This is a genomic window from Ensifer sp. 22460, from assembly GCF_052044935.1.
GTDB lineage: Bacteria > Pseudomonadota > Alphaproteobacteria > Rhizobiales > Rhizobiaceae > Ensifer.
The window spans coordinates 19,836-36,236 of sequence record NZ_JBQENZ010000001.1; the positions used below are offsets into that span (position 1 = coordinate 19,836).

Consider the following 16,401-nt stretch of genomic DNA (forward strand, 5'->3'; position numbering starts at 1 on the left):
GTTTGCCGGCAAGGACTTTCCCAATAGCGGCACGGATTGCCTTTTCGATGATCGGACTACCGCTCGACACGTGCGCGCGAATACAAAAGAGGCGCCGGAGTTCCCTCCGGCGCCTCGAACAATTTCGTTTCCGCGAACCTCGGAGGTCCTGCGGCCGCCATCCAAAGATCACATATTCGGATAGACCGGGCCTTCGCCGCCCTGTGGCGGCACCCAGTTGATGTTCTGGTTCGGGTCCTTGATGTCGCAGGTCTTGCAGTGCACGCAGTTCTGCGCGTTGATGACGAAGACAGGCTTGCCGTCCTTCTCCACCCATTCGTAGACCCCGGCCGGACAGTAGCGCGTCGACGGGCCGGCAAAGACGTCGAGTTCCGACGTGCGCTGCAGCTCCGGATCCTTGACCTGCAGGTGGATCGGCTGGTCTTCCTCGTGGTTGGTGTTCGACAGGAACACCGAGGAGAGCCGGTCGAAGGTCAAAACACCATCGGGCTTCGGGTAATCGATCTTCTGGTGCTGCGCTGCCGGCTCCAGCGACTGGGCATCGGTCTTGCCGTGCTTCAGCGTGCCGAAGAACGAGAAGCCGAACAGCTGGTTGGTCCACATGTCCAAGCCGCCGAGCGCAACGCCGATCGCCGTGCCGAACTTCGACCACAGCGGCTTGACGTTTCTCACCCGCTTCAGGTCCTGGCCGATGGCGCTGTCGCGCCAGCCGCGCTCGATCTCGATCGGCTCGTCATTGGCGCGACCGCTCGCAATCGCCGCCGCCAGCTTCTCGGCCGCGAGAATGCCCGACAGCACCGCATTGTGGCTGCCCTTGATACGCGGCACGTTGACGAGACCGGCCGAACAGCCGATCAGCGCGCCGCCAGGGAAGGACAGCTTCGGCACCGACTGGTAGCCGCCCTCGGTGATCGCGCGCGCGCCATAGGAAAGGCGCTTGCCGCCCTCGAAGGTGCCGCGGATCGCCGGATGGGTCTTGAAGCGCTGGAATTCCTCGAACGGGAAGAGATAGGGGTTCTTGTAATTGAGGTGCACGACGAAGCCGACGGCGACCAGGTTGTCTTCGAGATGGTAGAGGAACGAACCGCCGCCGGTCTTCATGCCGAGCGGCCAGCCGAAGGAATGCTGCACCAGCCCGGGCCGGTGATTCTCCGGCTTCACCTGCCAGAGCTCTTTCAGACCGATGCCGAATTTCTGGACGTCGCGATCCCTGGAGAGATCGAATTTCGCAATCAGCTGCTTGGCGAGCGAGCCGCGCACGCCCTCGCCGATCAGCGTGTATTTGCCGAGCAGCGCCATGCCACGGGCGAAGTTCGGTCCCGGTTCGCCGTTGCGCTCGACGCCCATGTCGCCGGTGGCAACGCCGATGACGGCACCTTCGTCGTTATAGAGCACTTCGGTCGCGGCAAAGCCCGGATAAATCTCGACGCCGAGGGCTTCGGCATGGCTTGCCAGCCAGCGACAGACATTGCCGAGCGAGACGATATAGTTGCCGTGATTGTTCATCAGCGGCGGCATCATGAAATTCGGCAAGCGGATTGAGCCGGCCGGGCCCAAGAACAGGAAGTGGTCGTCCGTGACCTCGGTCTTGAACGGATGATCCGCCTCGTCGCGCCAGCCCGGCAGCAGCCGGTCGATGCCGATCGGATCGACGACGGCGCCCGAGAGGATATGCGCGCCGACTTCGGCGCCCTTTTCCAAGACGACGACCGAAAGCTCCGGATTGACCTGCTTCAGCCGGATCGCCGCCGCAAGACCGGCAGGCCCCGCCCCGACGATGACAACGTCGAACTCCATGCTCTCGCGTTCGGGCAGATCTTGCTCGGTCATACCGTCTCTCCAGTCTCACCGGTCTTCTGCCGGTTCAGTTCCCAGGACATATCATTCCGTCATGGCAAATGCAGTTTGGCTTGTCGAGCCGGGATGCGACAGACGATGCCCGCTTTTGCGCATGAGGTCATGAGTTTAGGGCAAATGTTTATATGACGTGTACGTAAACGTAAATACATCATTTTGTCGCGTGCCGACGCTATGAGCCATTCGGCCTTGCTTTTGCCGAAGAGCCATGCCACGAGGCCGCCGCACCCTTCCGGCGGTCCGCGCCGGCATATCCCATTCGCAAACGGCACTCGACTCGGCGCCCCTCTGGCGCCCGGACGACGTGTCTTTTGCCGACTTCGGGGCCGGCCGCCTGAACATGCGGAGACGGCCCGACAAAATTACATGTTGCGTTGCGCGCCGCCGGCTTGCTCCGGGCGGCGGAGCGACGCCAGACGCAAGGAGACCACCATATGGCCAAGGCACTGGGCTTCGACTTCGGCACCACCAATTCCGTGCTTGCCGTTGCCGCCGGCGATACCACCCACTCGATGCAGTTCGACAGTCTCGCCGGCACGACCGACGCCATGCGCACCGCGCTTTCCTTCATGAAGGACGCCAACCTTGGCGCCCAGGCACTGAAGGTCGAAGCCGGCCAGGCGGCGATCCGCGCCTTCATCGACAATCCGGGCGACTGTCGTTTCCTGCAATCGATCAAAACCTTTGCCGCAAGCCCCCTCTTCCAGGGCACGCAGGTCTTTGCCAAGCGCCACAGCTTCGAGGATCTGATGCGGGTGTTCCTGAACAAGCTGCGCGACTATGCCGGCGACAGCTGGACGGATCAGTATAGCCGCATCGTCGTCGGCCGACCGGTGCATTTCGCCGGCTCCAGCCCTGATCCGGCGCTCGCGCTTGAACGCTATGGCGCAGCCCTCTCGGAATTCGGCTTCCCGGAGGTGCACTACGTCTACGAGCCGGTGGCGGCGGCCTTCTACTTCGCGCAGAACCTGAAGCAGGATGCAACGGTCCTGGTCGCCGATTTCGGCGGCGGCACCACCGACTATTCGCTGATCCGCTTCGAGACCAAGGCAGGGCGGCTGACCGCAACCCCGATCGGTCATTCGGGTGTGGGCATTGCCGGCGACCATTTCGACTTCCGCATCATCGACAACGTCGTCTCGCCGCTGATTGGAAAGGGGAGTCTCTTCAAGAGCTTCGACAAGCTGCTTGAAGTGCCGTCGAATTACTATGCGAATTTCGGCCGCTGGAATCAGCTGTCCATCTTCAAGACGTTGAAAGATTTCACGGATCTGAAAAAGCTCGTGCGCCAGAGCCTCGAGCCGGAAAAGCTCGAAGCCTTCGTCGACCTGATCGAACATGACGAGGGCTATCCGCTCTACAACGCGATTTCGGCGACGAAGATGCGGCTGTCGCAGGAAGACGAGACCGAATTCTATTTCGCCCCGCTCGGCGAAATGTCGCGCCGCACCGTTCGCCGCAGCGACTTCGAAGGCTGGATCGCGCCGGAGCTGGCCCGCATCGAGGGCGCACTCGACGACGTGCTGCAGTCGACCGCGACGGCGCCCGGGTCGATCGACAAGGTGTTCTTGACCGGCGGCACGTCTTTCGTTCCGGCGGTGCGCGGCATCTTCGAGCGGCGCTTCGAGGCCGACCGCATCGAAAGCGGCGGCGAACTGCTGTCGATCGCTCACGGTCTGGCGCTGATCGGCGAGCACGAGGACATCGCCCACTGGACGGCCAATGCGGCGTAAGCCGAGGCCTGCGCGCCTGATGTGCATGACCTTGGATAGGAATGCCGGGGGCCGGAAAAGCGGTTCCGGTCCGACGGCTTATGGGTTAGGTTGGCGGCCATGATTTCCGCCCACGATCTCTCTCCGGCGCAGCTTGCCGCCCTCCTCGCCTTCCATGCGGATGCGGGCGTCGAATGGCTGCTGGAAGAGGAGCCGGTCGACCGCTTCGCCGAGTTCGAGGCAATGAAGGCGGCGCGCGGCAACGCGCGCGCGCCGGCGGCCAACGACCGTGGGGAGACACCCGCTTCGCAACCGGCTGCACGCCAGACAGCGGCAGCGGCTGCCCCCGCTTCCGCTCCATCCCGCGAAAGCCGCGCACCCGCTCCGGCCGCGAGCGCCCCTGCCGTCGCCATTCCCGATGCGCAGGCGATCGAAGAGGCGCGCTTTGCCGCCGAATCAGCCCGATCGCTCGCCGAGCTCAGGGTTGCGATGGAGGGTTTTGCCGGCTGCAATCTCAGGAACAGCGCCCGCAACCTCGTCTTTGCCGAGGGCGACCCGGCAAGCGGCATCATGATCGTCGGCCCGATGCCCTATGCCGACTGCGATCGCGACGGCCAGCCCTTCGCAGGCCGGCTCGGCGAGATGCTGACCCGCATGCTCGCCGGCATCGGCTTGGCGCGCGAAAGCGTACTGCTCAGCAACGTCGTGCCCTGGCGCCCGCCGGGCAACCGCGTGCCAACGGCGCGCGAAGCCGACATCTGCCGTCCCTTCATCGAACGACAAATCGCCCTTGCCGAGCCCAAACATCTGCTTTTGCTCGGCAATTTCACCGCCCGCTTCTTCTTCGGCGGCAACGACACGATCCATCAGCTTCGCGGCGAATGGCGGGAGCTTTCGATCGGCGGCATCACGGTGCCGACGCTCGCAACGTTGCACCCGCAGGATCTGATGACGGCGCCCGTCAACAAGCGCTTCGCCTGGCAGGACCTGCTTGCCTTCAAGGCCCGGGTCCAAGGCTGATTCTCGCCGAATTACGGTGCGCCCATGCGGCGCCAACCTGCCTGCCCGCTTTATGAACAAAGAATGAAGAAAGCCATGCGGTTTGCGCATATCAGCGGCGCATTATGACGCATTGCAAAATGAGATGTTGCAGCGCAATATACTGGCACGGGAGGAATGGAATAAGGAATTGAACCATGACTGCCCGCTTTCGTCCGATCCACAGCAGCTTTGAGACGCTCCGCCACACCGGCGCTGCTTACCGGACGCCGTTCAACCGCTTCGGCACGGCAGCCAACGAGCAGATGACCGCGATCGGCCTTGCCCGGACCACCCGTCCGGCGCAGATTTTCGCCGATTTCATTCAGCGCTGATCCCCACGCGATACGCTTGACCGCGTATCGCGTGCACAAGTCGCCATTATCGGCCGACGACGAAGAAAGGAACGCAACCATGACCAAGCCCATCGTTAGCCTCAAGGTCCTGTTCGATTCGATCTCCGACATCGGTACTGCCGTGCGTGCCTCGCGCGAATACACCATTCTCAGCACCAAGAAGGATGCACGCCGCGCCCATCGCGTGGCCGTGAGCCCGCTGCTGCCGAACTGATCGCTGCCGGCAAAGAGGCCTACCGCCTTTTTTGCCATCGCCTGTCGCAATCGACAGCGCCCGAAAAACTGGATAGAGCCACACTCGCTTTGACCTTGGAGTGTCGGGCTCGTCCGGTATCCGTCAGACCGTCCTCGCTCCACCTGCGCTTGCCTGCCGTCGCCATCGATGGAGGGGCGCCTTGTTTTCAGGAGCGCCGATGCTGGCCAACCTCGCTTCCGTCTTCAGCCTGATGGTGTCGACCCTGCTCATGATGGTCGCCTTCGGCCTTCAGAGCTATGTCATCCCGGTGCGCTCCGTCGCAGAGAACTGGTCGACGCTGACGGTTTCGATCATCGCCACCGGCTACACGGTCGGCTTCACGCTATCCTGCATCGTCACGCCGAAATTCGTGTTGCTCGTCGGCCATGTGCGCGTCTTCACGGCCCTGATCACGCTGCTTTCCATCGCAATCCTGCTTTGCGGCCTCATCGTCGACTGGCGCGCCTGGATCGCGTTTCGCGCCATATCGGGCTTTGCGATTTCCGGAAGCTACCTCGTCATCGAAAGCTGGCTCAACGAACGCGTCACCAACGAAAACCGCGGCCTGCTGTTTTCGCTCTACCTGATCACGACGATGGTCGGCACGATCGGCGGACAATATATGGTGCCGCTCGGCGACCCGACGAACACATCCCTGTTCATGCTCTGCGCCGTGCTGTTTTCGCTCGCCCTCCTGCCGACGGCCCTCTCCTCCTCGCCGATGCCCGCACCGCCCGCGCAGGCCAAGTTCGACATCCCGACGCTCTTCCGCCGCTCGCCGGTCGCCGTCGTCGGCGGCTTTCTCGCCGGTGCGCTCTCCGGCGCCTGGCTCAATCTCGGCGGCGTCTTCACCCAGAAGATCGGTCTTTCCACCGCCGAAGGTGCGACCCTGCTCGCCTCGCTTTTGACCGGCAGCGCGATCTCGCAGATCCCCATCGGCCGCCTCTCCGACAAGATCGACCGGCGCATCGTCATGATCGGCTGCGGCGTCGTCGGCGTCGTCTCCTGCCTGGTGATGTCGGCCGCAATCGGCAGTTCGCCGACCGTTCTCTACGCCATCGCCGCCCTCGTCGGTTCGGTACTGTTTCCGATCTATGCGCTCAACGTCGCGCATGCGAACGACCTCGCCAAACCCAACGAGTATGTCGAGACATCGTCCGGCCTGATGATCACCTATGGGCTCGGCACGATCTCCGGCCCTCTGATGGTCGGGCCGGTCATGGATCGCTTCGGCCCGGCGGCGCTGTTCCTCGTTCTCGCTGTCTATTTCGCCCTCTATGGCGGCTACGCCGCCTGGCGCATCCTGCAGCGCGAGCAGCACAAGGGCCTGGTCGCCAAGACCGATTTCCAGGCAACGAGCGTGATGCCGACACCCGGACCTGACGTGACGAGCCCCATCGCCCAGCAGATGGCGCAGGAACCGCTGATCGATGACGACACGGTTCCTGCCTGGGATAAGCCGCGCTCATAAAGGCCACCGACAGAAGCGAACTCGCGCTTCGTCCTCAGCCCTGCGGCGTCACGTGCTTGCGGGCGCCCCTGCGCTCCAGCCCGAGCCGATGTTCGCGGAAGATGATGAAGATGCCGGCCCCGACGACGATGGCGGTGCCGATCAGCATGGTGGCCGTCGGAACATCGTCGAACAGAAAATAACCGATGATCAAGCCGAGCACGATCGACGTGTATTCGAACGGCGCGATCGTCGACATGTCGGCATGACGATAGCTCTCAGTCAAAAGGATCTGCGCGACGCCGCCGCAGAAGCCGGCGACCATAAGCAGCAGGAAGGCTTCGCGCGAGATCGACGGCCAGCCGAAGGGCAGCGTCGCCAGCGAGAAGACCGAGGCCGACAGCGAGAAGTAGAGCACGATCGTATGGGTCCGCTCGTTCTTGACGAGCTTTCGCACCAGCACCATTGCCACCGCGCCGAGAGCCGCCGAAACCAGCACCGCTGCGGCGCCCAGCGCCTCCAGCGAACCGAAGCCGCCTTCGCGGAAAAGGGTCAGCCGCGGCCACGTGATGATCATCACGCCGACCAGCCCGATGACCACCGCCGACCAGCGATAAAGCCGCACCGTCTCGCCAAGGAAAAGTGCCGCGAAGGCGACGGCGATCAGCGGCATGGCGTAGCCGATGGCGATCGCTTCGGGCAGCGGCAGATGCACGAGGCCGTAGAAGCCGAAGCTCATTGCGAGAATGCCGACGAAGCCGCGGGCGATATGGCCGGTGAAATCCTCTGTCTTGAAAGCATCGCGCAACTGTCCGCGGAAGGCGAGATAGCCGAGAATGGGCACCATGGCGAAGGCCGAGCGGTAGAAGGTGATCTGGCCGGTGGCCATCTCGTTTCCGGCGGCCTTGATCAACGTCGACATGCAAACGAAAATGACGACGGAAAGGACCTTGAGCAGGATCCCCTTCATCGGGCTTTCGACTTCCGCATCCATTGAGGGCACTTTTCGAACAGCCTCCGCCGGCGATCAGCAGACACGAGGGCTGGTTTGGAGATTTTTAGGCGGAGAAACCGCCACAGGACTTCGTCACCTTAGCGACGCTCGGCAAGAAAGTCGGATCAAACTTCGTGATGAATGACGTTTTTTCTTGATCGATTGCCGTTCGGCAAAACGACGTCGAGCTTTTCTTTAGCTGCCGCGAAAAAAACCTTTCCAATTCATGTCTTGTTAGTCCCACTTCGGTACACGTCAATCCGATAAGGGAGCGGGAAGACCTTCGGGAAGACATGCCTTTTCTGTCGAAAGTGCGGTCGCCGGCATCACAATCGTGTGGCATTATCCGACTTTTCGCCCCTTGGCCTTTTCACCATCACAGGCGCCCACTACAAATTCTCCAGTAGAACGGCGCAAGCGGGACTGACCATGCGGACAAATACTGGCCAGATTATTCATCTGGAAGACTATCGGCCGACCGACTTCGTTCTGGAGAGAGTGGATCTGACCTTCGAGCTAGACCCGAAGGAAACCAAGGTCGAAGCCCGATTGATCTTCCATCGTCGCGAAGGCGTCGACGCATCGGCGCCTCTGTTGCTCGACGGTGACGAGTTGAAGATGACCGGCCTGCTGCTGGACCAGGAAGAGCTCGCAACCGCCCTGTACGACGTTGCCGACGATACGCTGACCATCCGCGGCCTACCGGAAACCGCACCCTTCGAAATCACCATCACCACGCTGCTTTCGCCTGATACGAACACGCAACTGATGGGGCTTTACCGCACCAACGGCATCTACAGCACCCAGTGCGAGGCCGAAGGCTTCCGCCGCATCACCTATTTCCCCGATCGTCCGGATGTGCTTGCCGTCTACACGGTCAACATCATCGCCGACAAGGCGTCCGCTCCCCTCCTGCTGTCCAACGGCAACTATCTCGGCGGCGCCGACATGGGCGACGGCCGCCATTTCGCCGCCTGGTTCGACCCGCATCCGAAGCCGAGCTACCTCTTCGCGCTCGTCGCCGGCGATCTCGGCGTCGTCGAGGATACGTTCACGACGATGTCCGGCCGCGAAGTCGCGCTGAAGATCTATGTCGAGCACGGCAAGGAGCCACGCGCCTCCTACGCCATGGACGCGCTCAAGCGCTCGATGAAGTGGGACGAAGATGCCTTCGGCCGTGAATACGACCTCGACATCTTCATGATCGTCGCCGTCTCCGACTTCAACATGGGGGCGATGGAGAACAAGGGTCTCAACGTCTTCAACGACAAATACGTGCTCGCCGATCCGGAAACGGCGACCGATGCGGACTACGCCAATATCGAGGCGATCATCGCGCACGAATACTTCCACAACTGGACCGGCAACCGCATCACCTGCCGCGACTGGTTCCAGCTGTGCCTCAAGGAAGGCCTGACGGTTTACCGCGACCACGAATTTTCCGCCGACATGCGCTCGCGTGCGGTCAAGCGCATTGCCGAGGTGCGGCACCTGAAGTCGGAGCAGTTTCCCGAGGACGCCGGCCCGCTGGCCCATCCGGTGCGGCCGACGAAGTATCGCGAAATCAACAACTTCTATACGACGACCGTCTACGAAAAGGGCTCGGAAGTCACCCGCATGATCGCGACGATCCTCGGCCGCGATCTGTTCAAGAAGGGCATGGACCTCTATTTCGACCGGCACGACGGCCAGGCCGTCACGATCGAAGATTTCGTCGCCTGCTTTGAAGAGGCAAGCGGCCGAGATCTCCGCCAATTCGCGCTCTGGTACCACCAGGCCGGAACGCCGCTGGTCACCGCTTCTGGCGCCTATGACGCGGCCAAGCAGACCTTCACCTTGTCGCTCGAGCAGACCGTGCCAGCGACGCCCGGACAGGGCGCCAAGGAGGCGATGCATATTCCGCTGCGCATGGGTCTGCTGCTTGAAGGCGGCAGCGAAGTCGACCTCTCCTCGGTCTCCGGCGCCGACTTGACCGGCGACGTCCTGCACCTCACGGAGCGCAAGCAGACGGTGGTTTTCTCCGGCATCCCGTCGCGCCCGGTGCCGTCGTTCAACCGCGGCTTCTCCGCGCCGATCAATCTGCATATCGAGCAGAGCGCCGAGGACCTCGCACTAATCGCGCATCACGAAAGCGACCTCTTCGCCCGCTGGCAGGCGCTCAACGCCATTGCGCTCAGCAACCTGGTCGAGGCCACGGCGAATGTCCGCGCCGGAAAGCCGGTCGTTTGCGACAAGGCGCTCATCGACGGCCTGATCCGCGCCGCCGCGGATGACACGCTGGAGCCCGCCTTCCGCTCGCAGGCGCTGGCGCTGCCGAGCGAATCCGATATCGCCCGCGAGATCGGCACGAACAACGATCCCGACGCGATCCACGCCGCACGTCAGCAGATCCTGGTGGCCGTTGCCGCTGCCGGACGCAACACCTTCCTCAAGTTGGCCGAAGACCTCGTTTCGTCAGGCGCGTTCAGCCCGGATGCTGCGAGTGCAGGCCGGCGGGCGCTGCGCAACAGCGCCCTCACATACCTCGTCCAGGGCGATGAAGGGCCGGAGCGCGCCGCCAAGGCCTTTGCCGCCGCCAACAACATGACCGATCTCAGCCATGCGCTGGCGCTGCTCGCGCACCGCTTTCCGGATGCCGCCGAGACCTCGGAAGCGCTTGCGACGTTCCGCAAGCGTTTTGCCGACAACGCACTCGTCATCGACAAGTGGTTCGCCGTCCAGGCGACCATCCCCGGCGCCGCAACGCTCGATCGCGTCAAGGCGCTGATGGCCGAGCCCCTGTTCAATGGCAACAATCCCAACCGCGTGCGCTCGCTGGTGGGCACCTATGCCTTCGCCAACCCGACCGGCTTCAATCGCGCCGATGGTGAGGGCTACCGCTTCCTCGCGCGCCAGATCCTCGACATCGACCCGCGCAACCCGCAGCTTGCGGCCCGTATCCTCACCTCGATGCGTTCCTGGCGCTCGCTGGAGGACAAGCGCGCCGGTCATGCCCGCAAGGCCTTGAAGGAGATTGCCGGAGCGTCGAAACTTTCGGCCGACGTCGGCGACATCGTCGAGCGGATGCTCAAGGCCTGAGTCCTAGAGCATCCGGCTTCAAGTGGAATCACTGCTCTAGAATCAAAGTGCTAGAGCGTCCTTTGTGCGTTCATCTGAACGCACTGCGCTCTGGAACTCATTGATTTTGTTTAGGGCCGGGCCGCTCACGCGACCCGGCCTACTATTTCCCAACGATAAGAAATGGTTAACAAATCTTTACCAACGCCTCTGGACAAGGCGAATCGCCCTGTGATTCATTGAGTCAGATTCGGGCGAGCGGCGCGCCGAATCATCAGAGGGTTTTCAGATTGGGAAAGATGGCGGACGCGCGACAGGCGAGCGCAGCCGACGGGCGGTTGCGACTCAAGTTTCCGGGGCTTGCCGGCCGCCTGGAGCAGGAGTTTATCTCGCAGGCGAAGATCTTTGCCGGACCGACCTCGCGGCGTCTGGCGAGCGCGGAGCCCGTTCTCAAGCGTTCCATCCCGATCCTCATCATCGCATTCCTGATCATCGTAGCGGTCTCGCGCATGTCCAGCATCATGGACGAGCACGCCCGCATGGAAGAGAGTTCGCGCCAGACGGTCGGGCTTGCGGCCGCCATCGCGGTTGCGGCCTTCCAGACGGACGGTGCAGCCCTTTTTGACGAGGGCCGCCGCGCGGACGCGGAGCAACGTTTCAGCCAGTATCTGCCAACCGGCATGCTCGATCCCCGCACGTTCATCCTTGCGGTCCGCAAGGATGGCCGGATCTTCGCCAGCACCCAGGAAGGCGGGCCGCTCATCGGCCGGACGCTGGCGGCGGTCGCGCCGGATATCGCGACGTTGCAGTATTTCGGCGAACATTCCAGCGTCATGAAGACACCGATCGTCGGTGTCGACCATATCGTAGCACTGGCGCAATTGCCCGATGCCGCCGGGGTGGTGCTGGCCGCAACGCCGATCACCCAGCTCGAAACGACCTGGCGCGACGAGGTGTCACTCAACGTTACGCTCTTTGCGGGCATTTCGGCGATCCTGCTGATGGTGCTTTACGCCTACTACATTCAGGCCAAGCGGGCCCGCGACGCGGATTCGGTCTTTGTCGAATCCAACCTGCGTGTCGAGACGGCGCTGTCACGCGGCCGTTGCGGCCTCTGGGATTTCGACCTCGCCAACCGTCGGCTGTTCTGGTCGCGGTCGATGTACGAGATGCTTGGCATGCCCGGCGAGAGCAGCGTGCTCTCCTTCGGCGACGCCGCACGGCTGATGCATCCCGATGATCGCGGCATCTACGGCGTTGCGCGCACAATCGCGCGCGGCGACGCGCGCCAGATCGACCAGGTTTTCCGCATGCGACATGCGGATGGCCACTATGTGTGGCTACGCGCCCGCGCGGAAATCATCCGTACCGTTTCCGGGCGGGCGCATCTGATCGGCATCGCCATGGACGTCACCGAGCAGCACCGGCTTGCCCAGCGCTATGCCGAAGCGGACCAGAGGCTCGCCGACGCGATCGAATGTACGTCTGAGGCCTTCGTCCTTTGGGACAAGCATGACCGCCTGGTCATGTGCAACACCCACTTCCAGGAAGCCTACAAGCTGCCGGATCACGTGCTTGTTCCGGGCACCGAACGCATTGCCGTGCAAACCGCGGCAGCACGCCCCGTGGTCGAACGGCGCATCGCCGATCCTGACCGTAGCAACCAGTCGCAGACGAGCGAGGTTCAACTTGCCGACGAACGCTGGCTGCAGATCAACGAGCGGCGCACGCGCGACGGCGGCCTCGTTTCCGTCGGCACCGACATCACGCTTCTGAAACGCCACCAGGTGCGCCTGCGCGAATCCGAGCGGCGTCTGATGGCGACGATCGGCGACCTTTCGGCGTCACGCATGACGCTGGAGCGGCAGAAGACCGAGCTTTCGGTCGCCAACTCCAATTACCAGGCGGAAAAGGAACGCGCCGAAGCGGCGAACCGCGCCAAGTCGGAATTCCTGGCGAACATGTCGCATGAACTGCGCACGCCGCTCAACGCCATCCTCGGCTTCTCGGAGATCCTGCAGAACCAGATGTTCGGGCCGCTCGGCTCGGAGAAATACAACGAATACTCGCGTGACATTCACGAGAGCGGCAAGCACCTCTTGAACGTCATCAACGACATCCTGGACATGTCGAAGATCGAGGCCGGGCACATGCGCATCAGCCGCGAGAGGATCGATCTGGCGCCGTTGATTGAAGAGACGCTGCGCTTCACGACAATCCCGGCGGAGCAGAAGAACATCCGTGTGGTGCAACAGATCTCGTCGGGCCTCACCATGGTCGCCGATCGACGCGCCATGAAGCAGGTGCTGCTCAACCTGCTTTCGAACGCCGTCAAGTTCACCAACAATGGCGGGCGCATTTCGCTTCGAGCGCGCAAGGTGACCGGCGCCGTGACACTGACGATCGCCGATTCCGGCATCGGCATTCCGCGCGACGCCCTTCAGAAGATCGGCCAGCCTTTCGAACAGGTGCAGAGCCAATACGCCAAGAGCAAGGGCGGATCGGGCCTCGGGCTCGCGATCTCGCGCTCACTCACCCGCCTGCACGGCGGCAGCATGAAAATACACTCGACGGAAAACGTCGGCACCATCATCTCGGTTAGAATCCCCGACCGCGCCTGAAGCGGGATCAGGAGAAGTGCGAACGGTTTCCGCTCGCATCCCGCTCAGCATATTGATCGCGATGATTTAACGCGTCAGTGAACGACGCTCAGCCTGAAACCACCGATTGGAAAACGCGCCGCACCGCCTTCGACAGGCGGCGGATGTCTGCCTCCAAGGTTTTCAGGTCCGGATAGTCCCCTGCCCGGCAGACGAGATCGATCAGCCCGGCCGGCGCCTCCTTCGGCTCGAACTCTCCCTCAATGCACAGCCGCACGATCTGCGACAACTCGGTAAAGAGATGCAGCGCCTCCAGGGCGACATCGAGATCGTTTGGGTTCATCAAGGCGTCGCCGAGCAGCTTCAGCGCATCGCCGGTATTGGTGCCGGCAGTCAGCGGCTGAACGCCATTCGCCGGCGCGACGAGCGCCAGGTACTGGCTGATAAATTCGATATCGACGAGACCGCCCGGGATCAGCTTGAAATCCCAAATGTCGCTCGGCGGCTTCTCACTATCGATCATCTCGCGCATGGAGATCACGTCGGCACTCACCTTGGCAACATCGCGCTTGCGGCCGAGGATTTCGGCGAAGATCGCATTGGCCTCAGCAATCAGTTTGTCGTCGCCACAGATGCAGCGCGCCCGGGTCAGAGCCAGATGCTCCCAGGTCCAGGCCTCTTCGCGCTGGTATTTGGCAAAGGCGTTGATCCTGGTCGCGACCGGCCCCTTGTTGCCGGAAGGGCGAAGCCGCATGTCGACCTCGTAAAGAATGCCTTCGGCGGTCGGCGCGGAAAGTGCCGCGATCAGGCGCTGCGTCACCCTCGTGAAATAGCGCGTCGGGTCCAGCGGCTTGGTGCCATCGGACTCGGTTGCCGCCTCATCGTAGTCATAGAGCAGGATCAGGTCGACGTCCGAGCCCGCGGTCAGCTCGTGGCTGCCGAGCTTTCCCATACCGACAACGGCGATGCGGCCGCCGGGGAAATCGCCGTGCACGGAGCGGACTTCGTCCTGCACCGCCTTCACCGCCGCGGCGATGATCAGGTCGGCGAGATCGGTAAAGGCGCGGCCCGCCTGGGCACCCGATATGGCGCCGGTCAAAAGCCGGATGCCGATCAGGAAGCGCTGCTCGGCAGCGATGATGCGCAGGCGGTCGAGCACCTCCTCATAGTGCCGCGCGCCGCCGACGAAATTGGCGATGCGCGGCGCGAGGTAGTCCCGGGTCGGCAGTTCGGCGAGCAGGCCCGGATCGAGCATGCCGTCGAAAACATGGGGACGCGCGGCGATGATTTCGGCAAGCCGCGGCGCCGACGACATGACGTTGACGATCAGTGACAGTAGGCCCGGATTGTTGCCGAGCAGCGAAAAGAGCTGGATGCCCGCCGGCAGGCCGGAAATGAAATTATCGAACCGCAGCAACGCTTCGTCGGCCCGGCGGCTTTCGCCGAAGACGCGCAGAAGCTCCGGCGTCAGCTCGGTCAGCCGTTCGCGCGCTTCCACCGATTGCGTCGCACGGTAGCGGCCGTAATGCCAGGTGCGGATCGTATGGGAGATGTCCGACGGCCGCTGGAAGCCGAGCTTTCGCAATGTCTCCAGCGTATCGGGGTCGTCGCGCTGGCCAGTGAAGACGAGGTTGCCGGTCTCGGTCGAGAGCTTGGCCTCCTGCTCGAAAAGCTGGGCATAGCGGCGCTCGACGGTTTTCAGCACGCGCGACAGCGCCTTGGAGAAAGCGGCCGTGTCCTCGAAGCCGAGCATATAGGCGATACGCTTCAGCTCTGCCTCGGTCTCGGGCAGGACATGGGTCTGCTCGTCGCGCACCATCTGGATCCGGTGCTCCACATCACGCAGGAACCAATAGGCCTCGACAAGTTCGTCGGCTGTCTCCTCGTCGATCCAGCCGGCCTTGACGAGGACCCGCAGCATCGGCTCGGTCGCCCGCTGGCGCAGCTCCGGCATGCGGCCGCCGGCGATCAACTGCTGCGTCTGCACGAAGAACTCGATCTCGCGGATGCCGCCACGGCCAAGCTTGATGTTGTGCCCCTTGACCGCGATCTCGCCATGCCCCTTGTGCGCATGGATCTGCCGCTTGATCGAATGAATGTCGGCGATCGCCGCATAGTCGAGATACTTGCGGAAGACGAAGGGGACCAACTCGCGCAGGAAGCGCTCGCCGCCCTCGATATCACCGGCCACCGGCCGCGCCTTGATGAAGGCGGCCCGTTCCCAGTTCTGCCCCCTGCTCTCGTAATAGAGCATCGCCGCTTCGACCGGGATCGCGAGCGGCGTCGAGCCCGGGTCCGGCCGCAGGCGCAGGTCGGTTCGGAAAACATAGCCGTCGCCGCTGCGCTCCTGCAGGATGCGGATCAGGCGGCGCAGCAGGCGGCCGAAGGTTTCCGAGGCATCATCGCGATCGACGATGATGCCGGATTGCGGATCGTAGAAGACGACGAGGTCGATGTCGGAGGAGTAGTTGAGCTCGAAGGCGCCGAGCTTGCCCATGCCGAGCACGACGACGCCGGAACCGACACTCGGGTAGGCGACGTCCTTGACGATCAGCTTGCCGCTCTCGTGCGCGCTCAGCAGCAGGTGATCTATCGTCGCCGACACGGCAGCACCGGCAAATTCGCTGAGCCAGCGCGTGGTTTCGCGGCCGTCGAAATGCCGGGAGAGGTCAGCAAGCGCCACGGCGAAGGCAAGCTCGCGCTTGGCTCTCCGCAGCCGCGCCATGATCTCCGTGTCGGGCAAAGCAGCGCCACCCTCGTTCGGCTTCCAGGCGTCGCGGGCGCGCCGCACCCGTTCTGTCAGGAAGGTCGTAAGATCAGTGGACAGAAGTTCTTCGAGAATGGCCGGGCGGCTGGCACCGGTGTCGCGCAGGAAGGGCGACAGCGCAAAGGCCGAGACGACGAATGTCTTGAACGGGCTCTCCGAAGCGAGCAGGCTTGCGATCTGGTCATGACCCTTGGCCATGTCCTTCAGCACCGAGAGCGCCGCCTTGGCGTCGGCCTGGGTTGCAGGACGGATCGGCGCCGTCTCGATCTCCCAGCACTGCTGCACCTGTTCCTGCATGCCCTCTCCCTTCCGCTGCAGCGGGTGTGGCGGAACAA

General features: G+C 63.0%; 10 protein-coding genes. 7 read left to right on the top strand and 3 right to left on the bottom strand.

The window, feature by feature from the left end; genetic code table 11:
• Positions 1-168: 168 nt before the first annotated feature.
• Positions 169-1,830 carry an electron transfer flavoprotein-ubiquinone oxidoreductase gene (locus ACTJKM_RS00105; protein ID WP_440659801.1) on the bottom strand — a complete coding sequence of 554 codons (1,662 nt, stop codon included), beginning with the start codon at positions 1,828-1,830 and terminating at the stop codon, positions 169-171.
• Positions 1,831-2,291: 461 nt separating this feature from the next.
• Between ACTJKM_RS00105 and ACTJKM_RS00110 the strand changes: the two genes are divergently transcribed.
• The 5 genes from ACTJKM_RS00110 (at position 2,292) to ACTJKM_RS00130 (ending at position 6,669) form a co-directional block, all read left to right on the top strand.
• Entirely contained in the window at positions 2,292-3,590 is a 1,299-nt protein-coding gene (locus tag ACTJKM_RS00110; RefSeq protein ID WP_057250363.1) for an Hsp70 family protein, read from the top strand.
• Between the two features lie 99 nt (positions 3,591-3,689).
• Positions 3,690-4,589 carry a uracil-DNA glycosylase gene (locus tag ACTJKM_RS00115; protein WP_058320516.1) on the top strand — a complete coding sequence of 300 codons (900 nt, stop codon included), beginning with the start codon at positions 3,690-3,692 and terminating at the stop codon, positions 4,587-4,589.
• Between the two features lie 176 nt (positions 4,590-4,765).
• On the top strand, positions 4,766-4,942 hold the full coding sequence (locus ACTJKM_RS00120; RefSeq protein ID WP_089043882.1) for a hypothetical protein: 177 nt from the start codon (positions 4,766-4,768) through the stop codon (positions 4,940-4,942).
• A gap of 79 nt (positions 4,943-5,021) precedes the next feature.
• Positions 5,022-5,177, top strand: coding sequence for a hypothetical protein (locus ACTJKM_RS00125; protein ID WP_093232127.1), 156 nt, complete (start codon positions 5,022-5,024; stop codon positions 5,175-5,177).
• A gap of 199 nt (positions 5,178-5,376) precedes the next feature.
• Positions 5,377-6,669, top strand: a complete 1,293-nt coding sequence (locus tag ACTJKM_RS00130) for an MFS transporter (protein ID WP_440659804.1) — start codon at positions 5,377-5,379, stop codon at positions 6,667-6,669.
• Between the two features lie 34 nt (positions 6,670-6,703).
• Here the strand turns inward: ACTJKM_RS00130 and ACTJKM_RS00135 are convergent, their stop codons facing one another.
• Positions 6,704-7,642 (bottom strand): DMT family transporter, encoded by a 939-nt coding sequence (locus tag ACTJKM_RS00135; RefSeq protein WP_057250367.1) that lies wholly within the window; start codon positions 7,640-7,642, stop codon positions 6,704-6,706.
• A 429-nt stretch (positions 7,643-8,071) separates the two neighbouring features.
• On the opposite strand from ACTJKM_RS00135, the gene pepN reads away from it, so the two are divergent.
• Entirely contained in the window at positions 8,072-10,720 is a 2,649-nt protein-coding gene (pepN, locus tag ACTJKM_RS00140; protein ID WP_113132791.1) for an aminopeptidase N, read from the top strand.
• A 269-nt stretch (positions 10,721-10,989) separates the two neighbouring features.
• Positions 10,990-13,320: a PAS domain-containing sensor histidine kinase gene (locus tag ACTJKM_RS00145; RefSeq protein WP_440659805.1), complete on the top strand. Its 2,331-nt coding sequence runs from the start codon at positions 10,990-10,992 to the stop codon at positions 13,318-13,320.
• An 88-nt stretch (positions 13,321-13,408) separates the two neighbouring features.
• On the opposite strand, the gene ACTJKM_RS00150 is transcribed toward ACTJKM_RS00145, so the two are convergent.
• Positions 13,409-16,363, bottom strand: a complete 2,955-nt coding sequence (locus tag ACTJKM_RS00150; RefSeq protein ID WP_058325579.1) for a bifunctional [glutamine synthetase] adenylyltransferase/[glutamine synthetase]-adenylyl-L-tyrosine phosphorylase — start codon at positions 16,361-16,363, stop codon at positions 13,409-13,411.
• Positions 16,364-16,401: the final 38 nt, after the last annotated feature.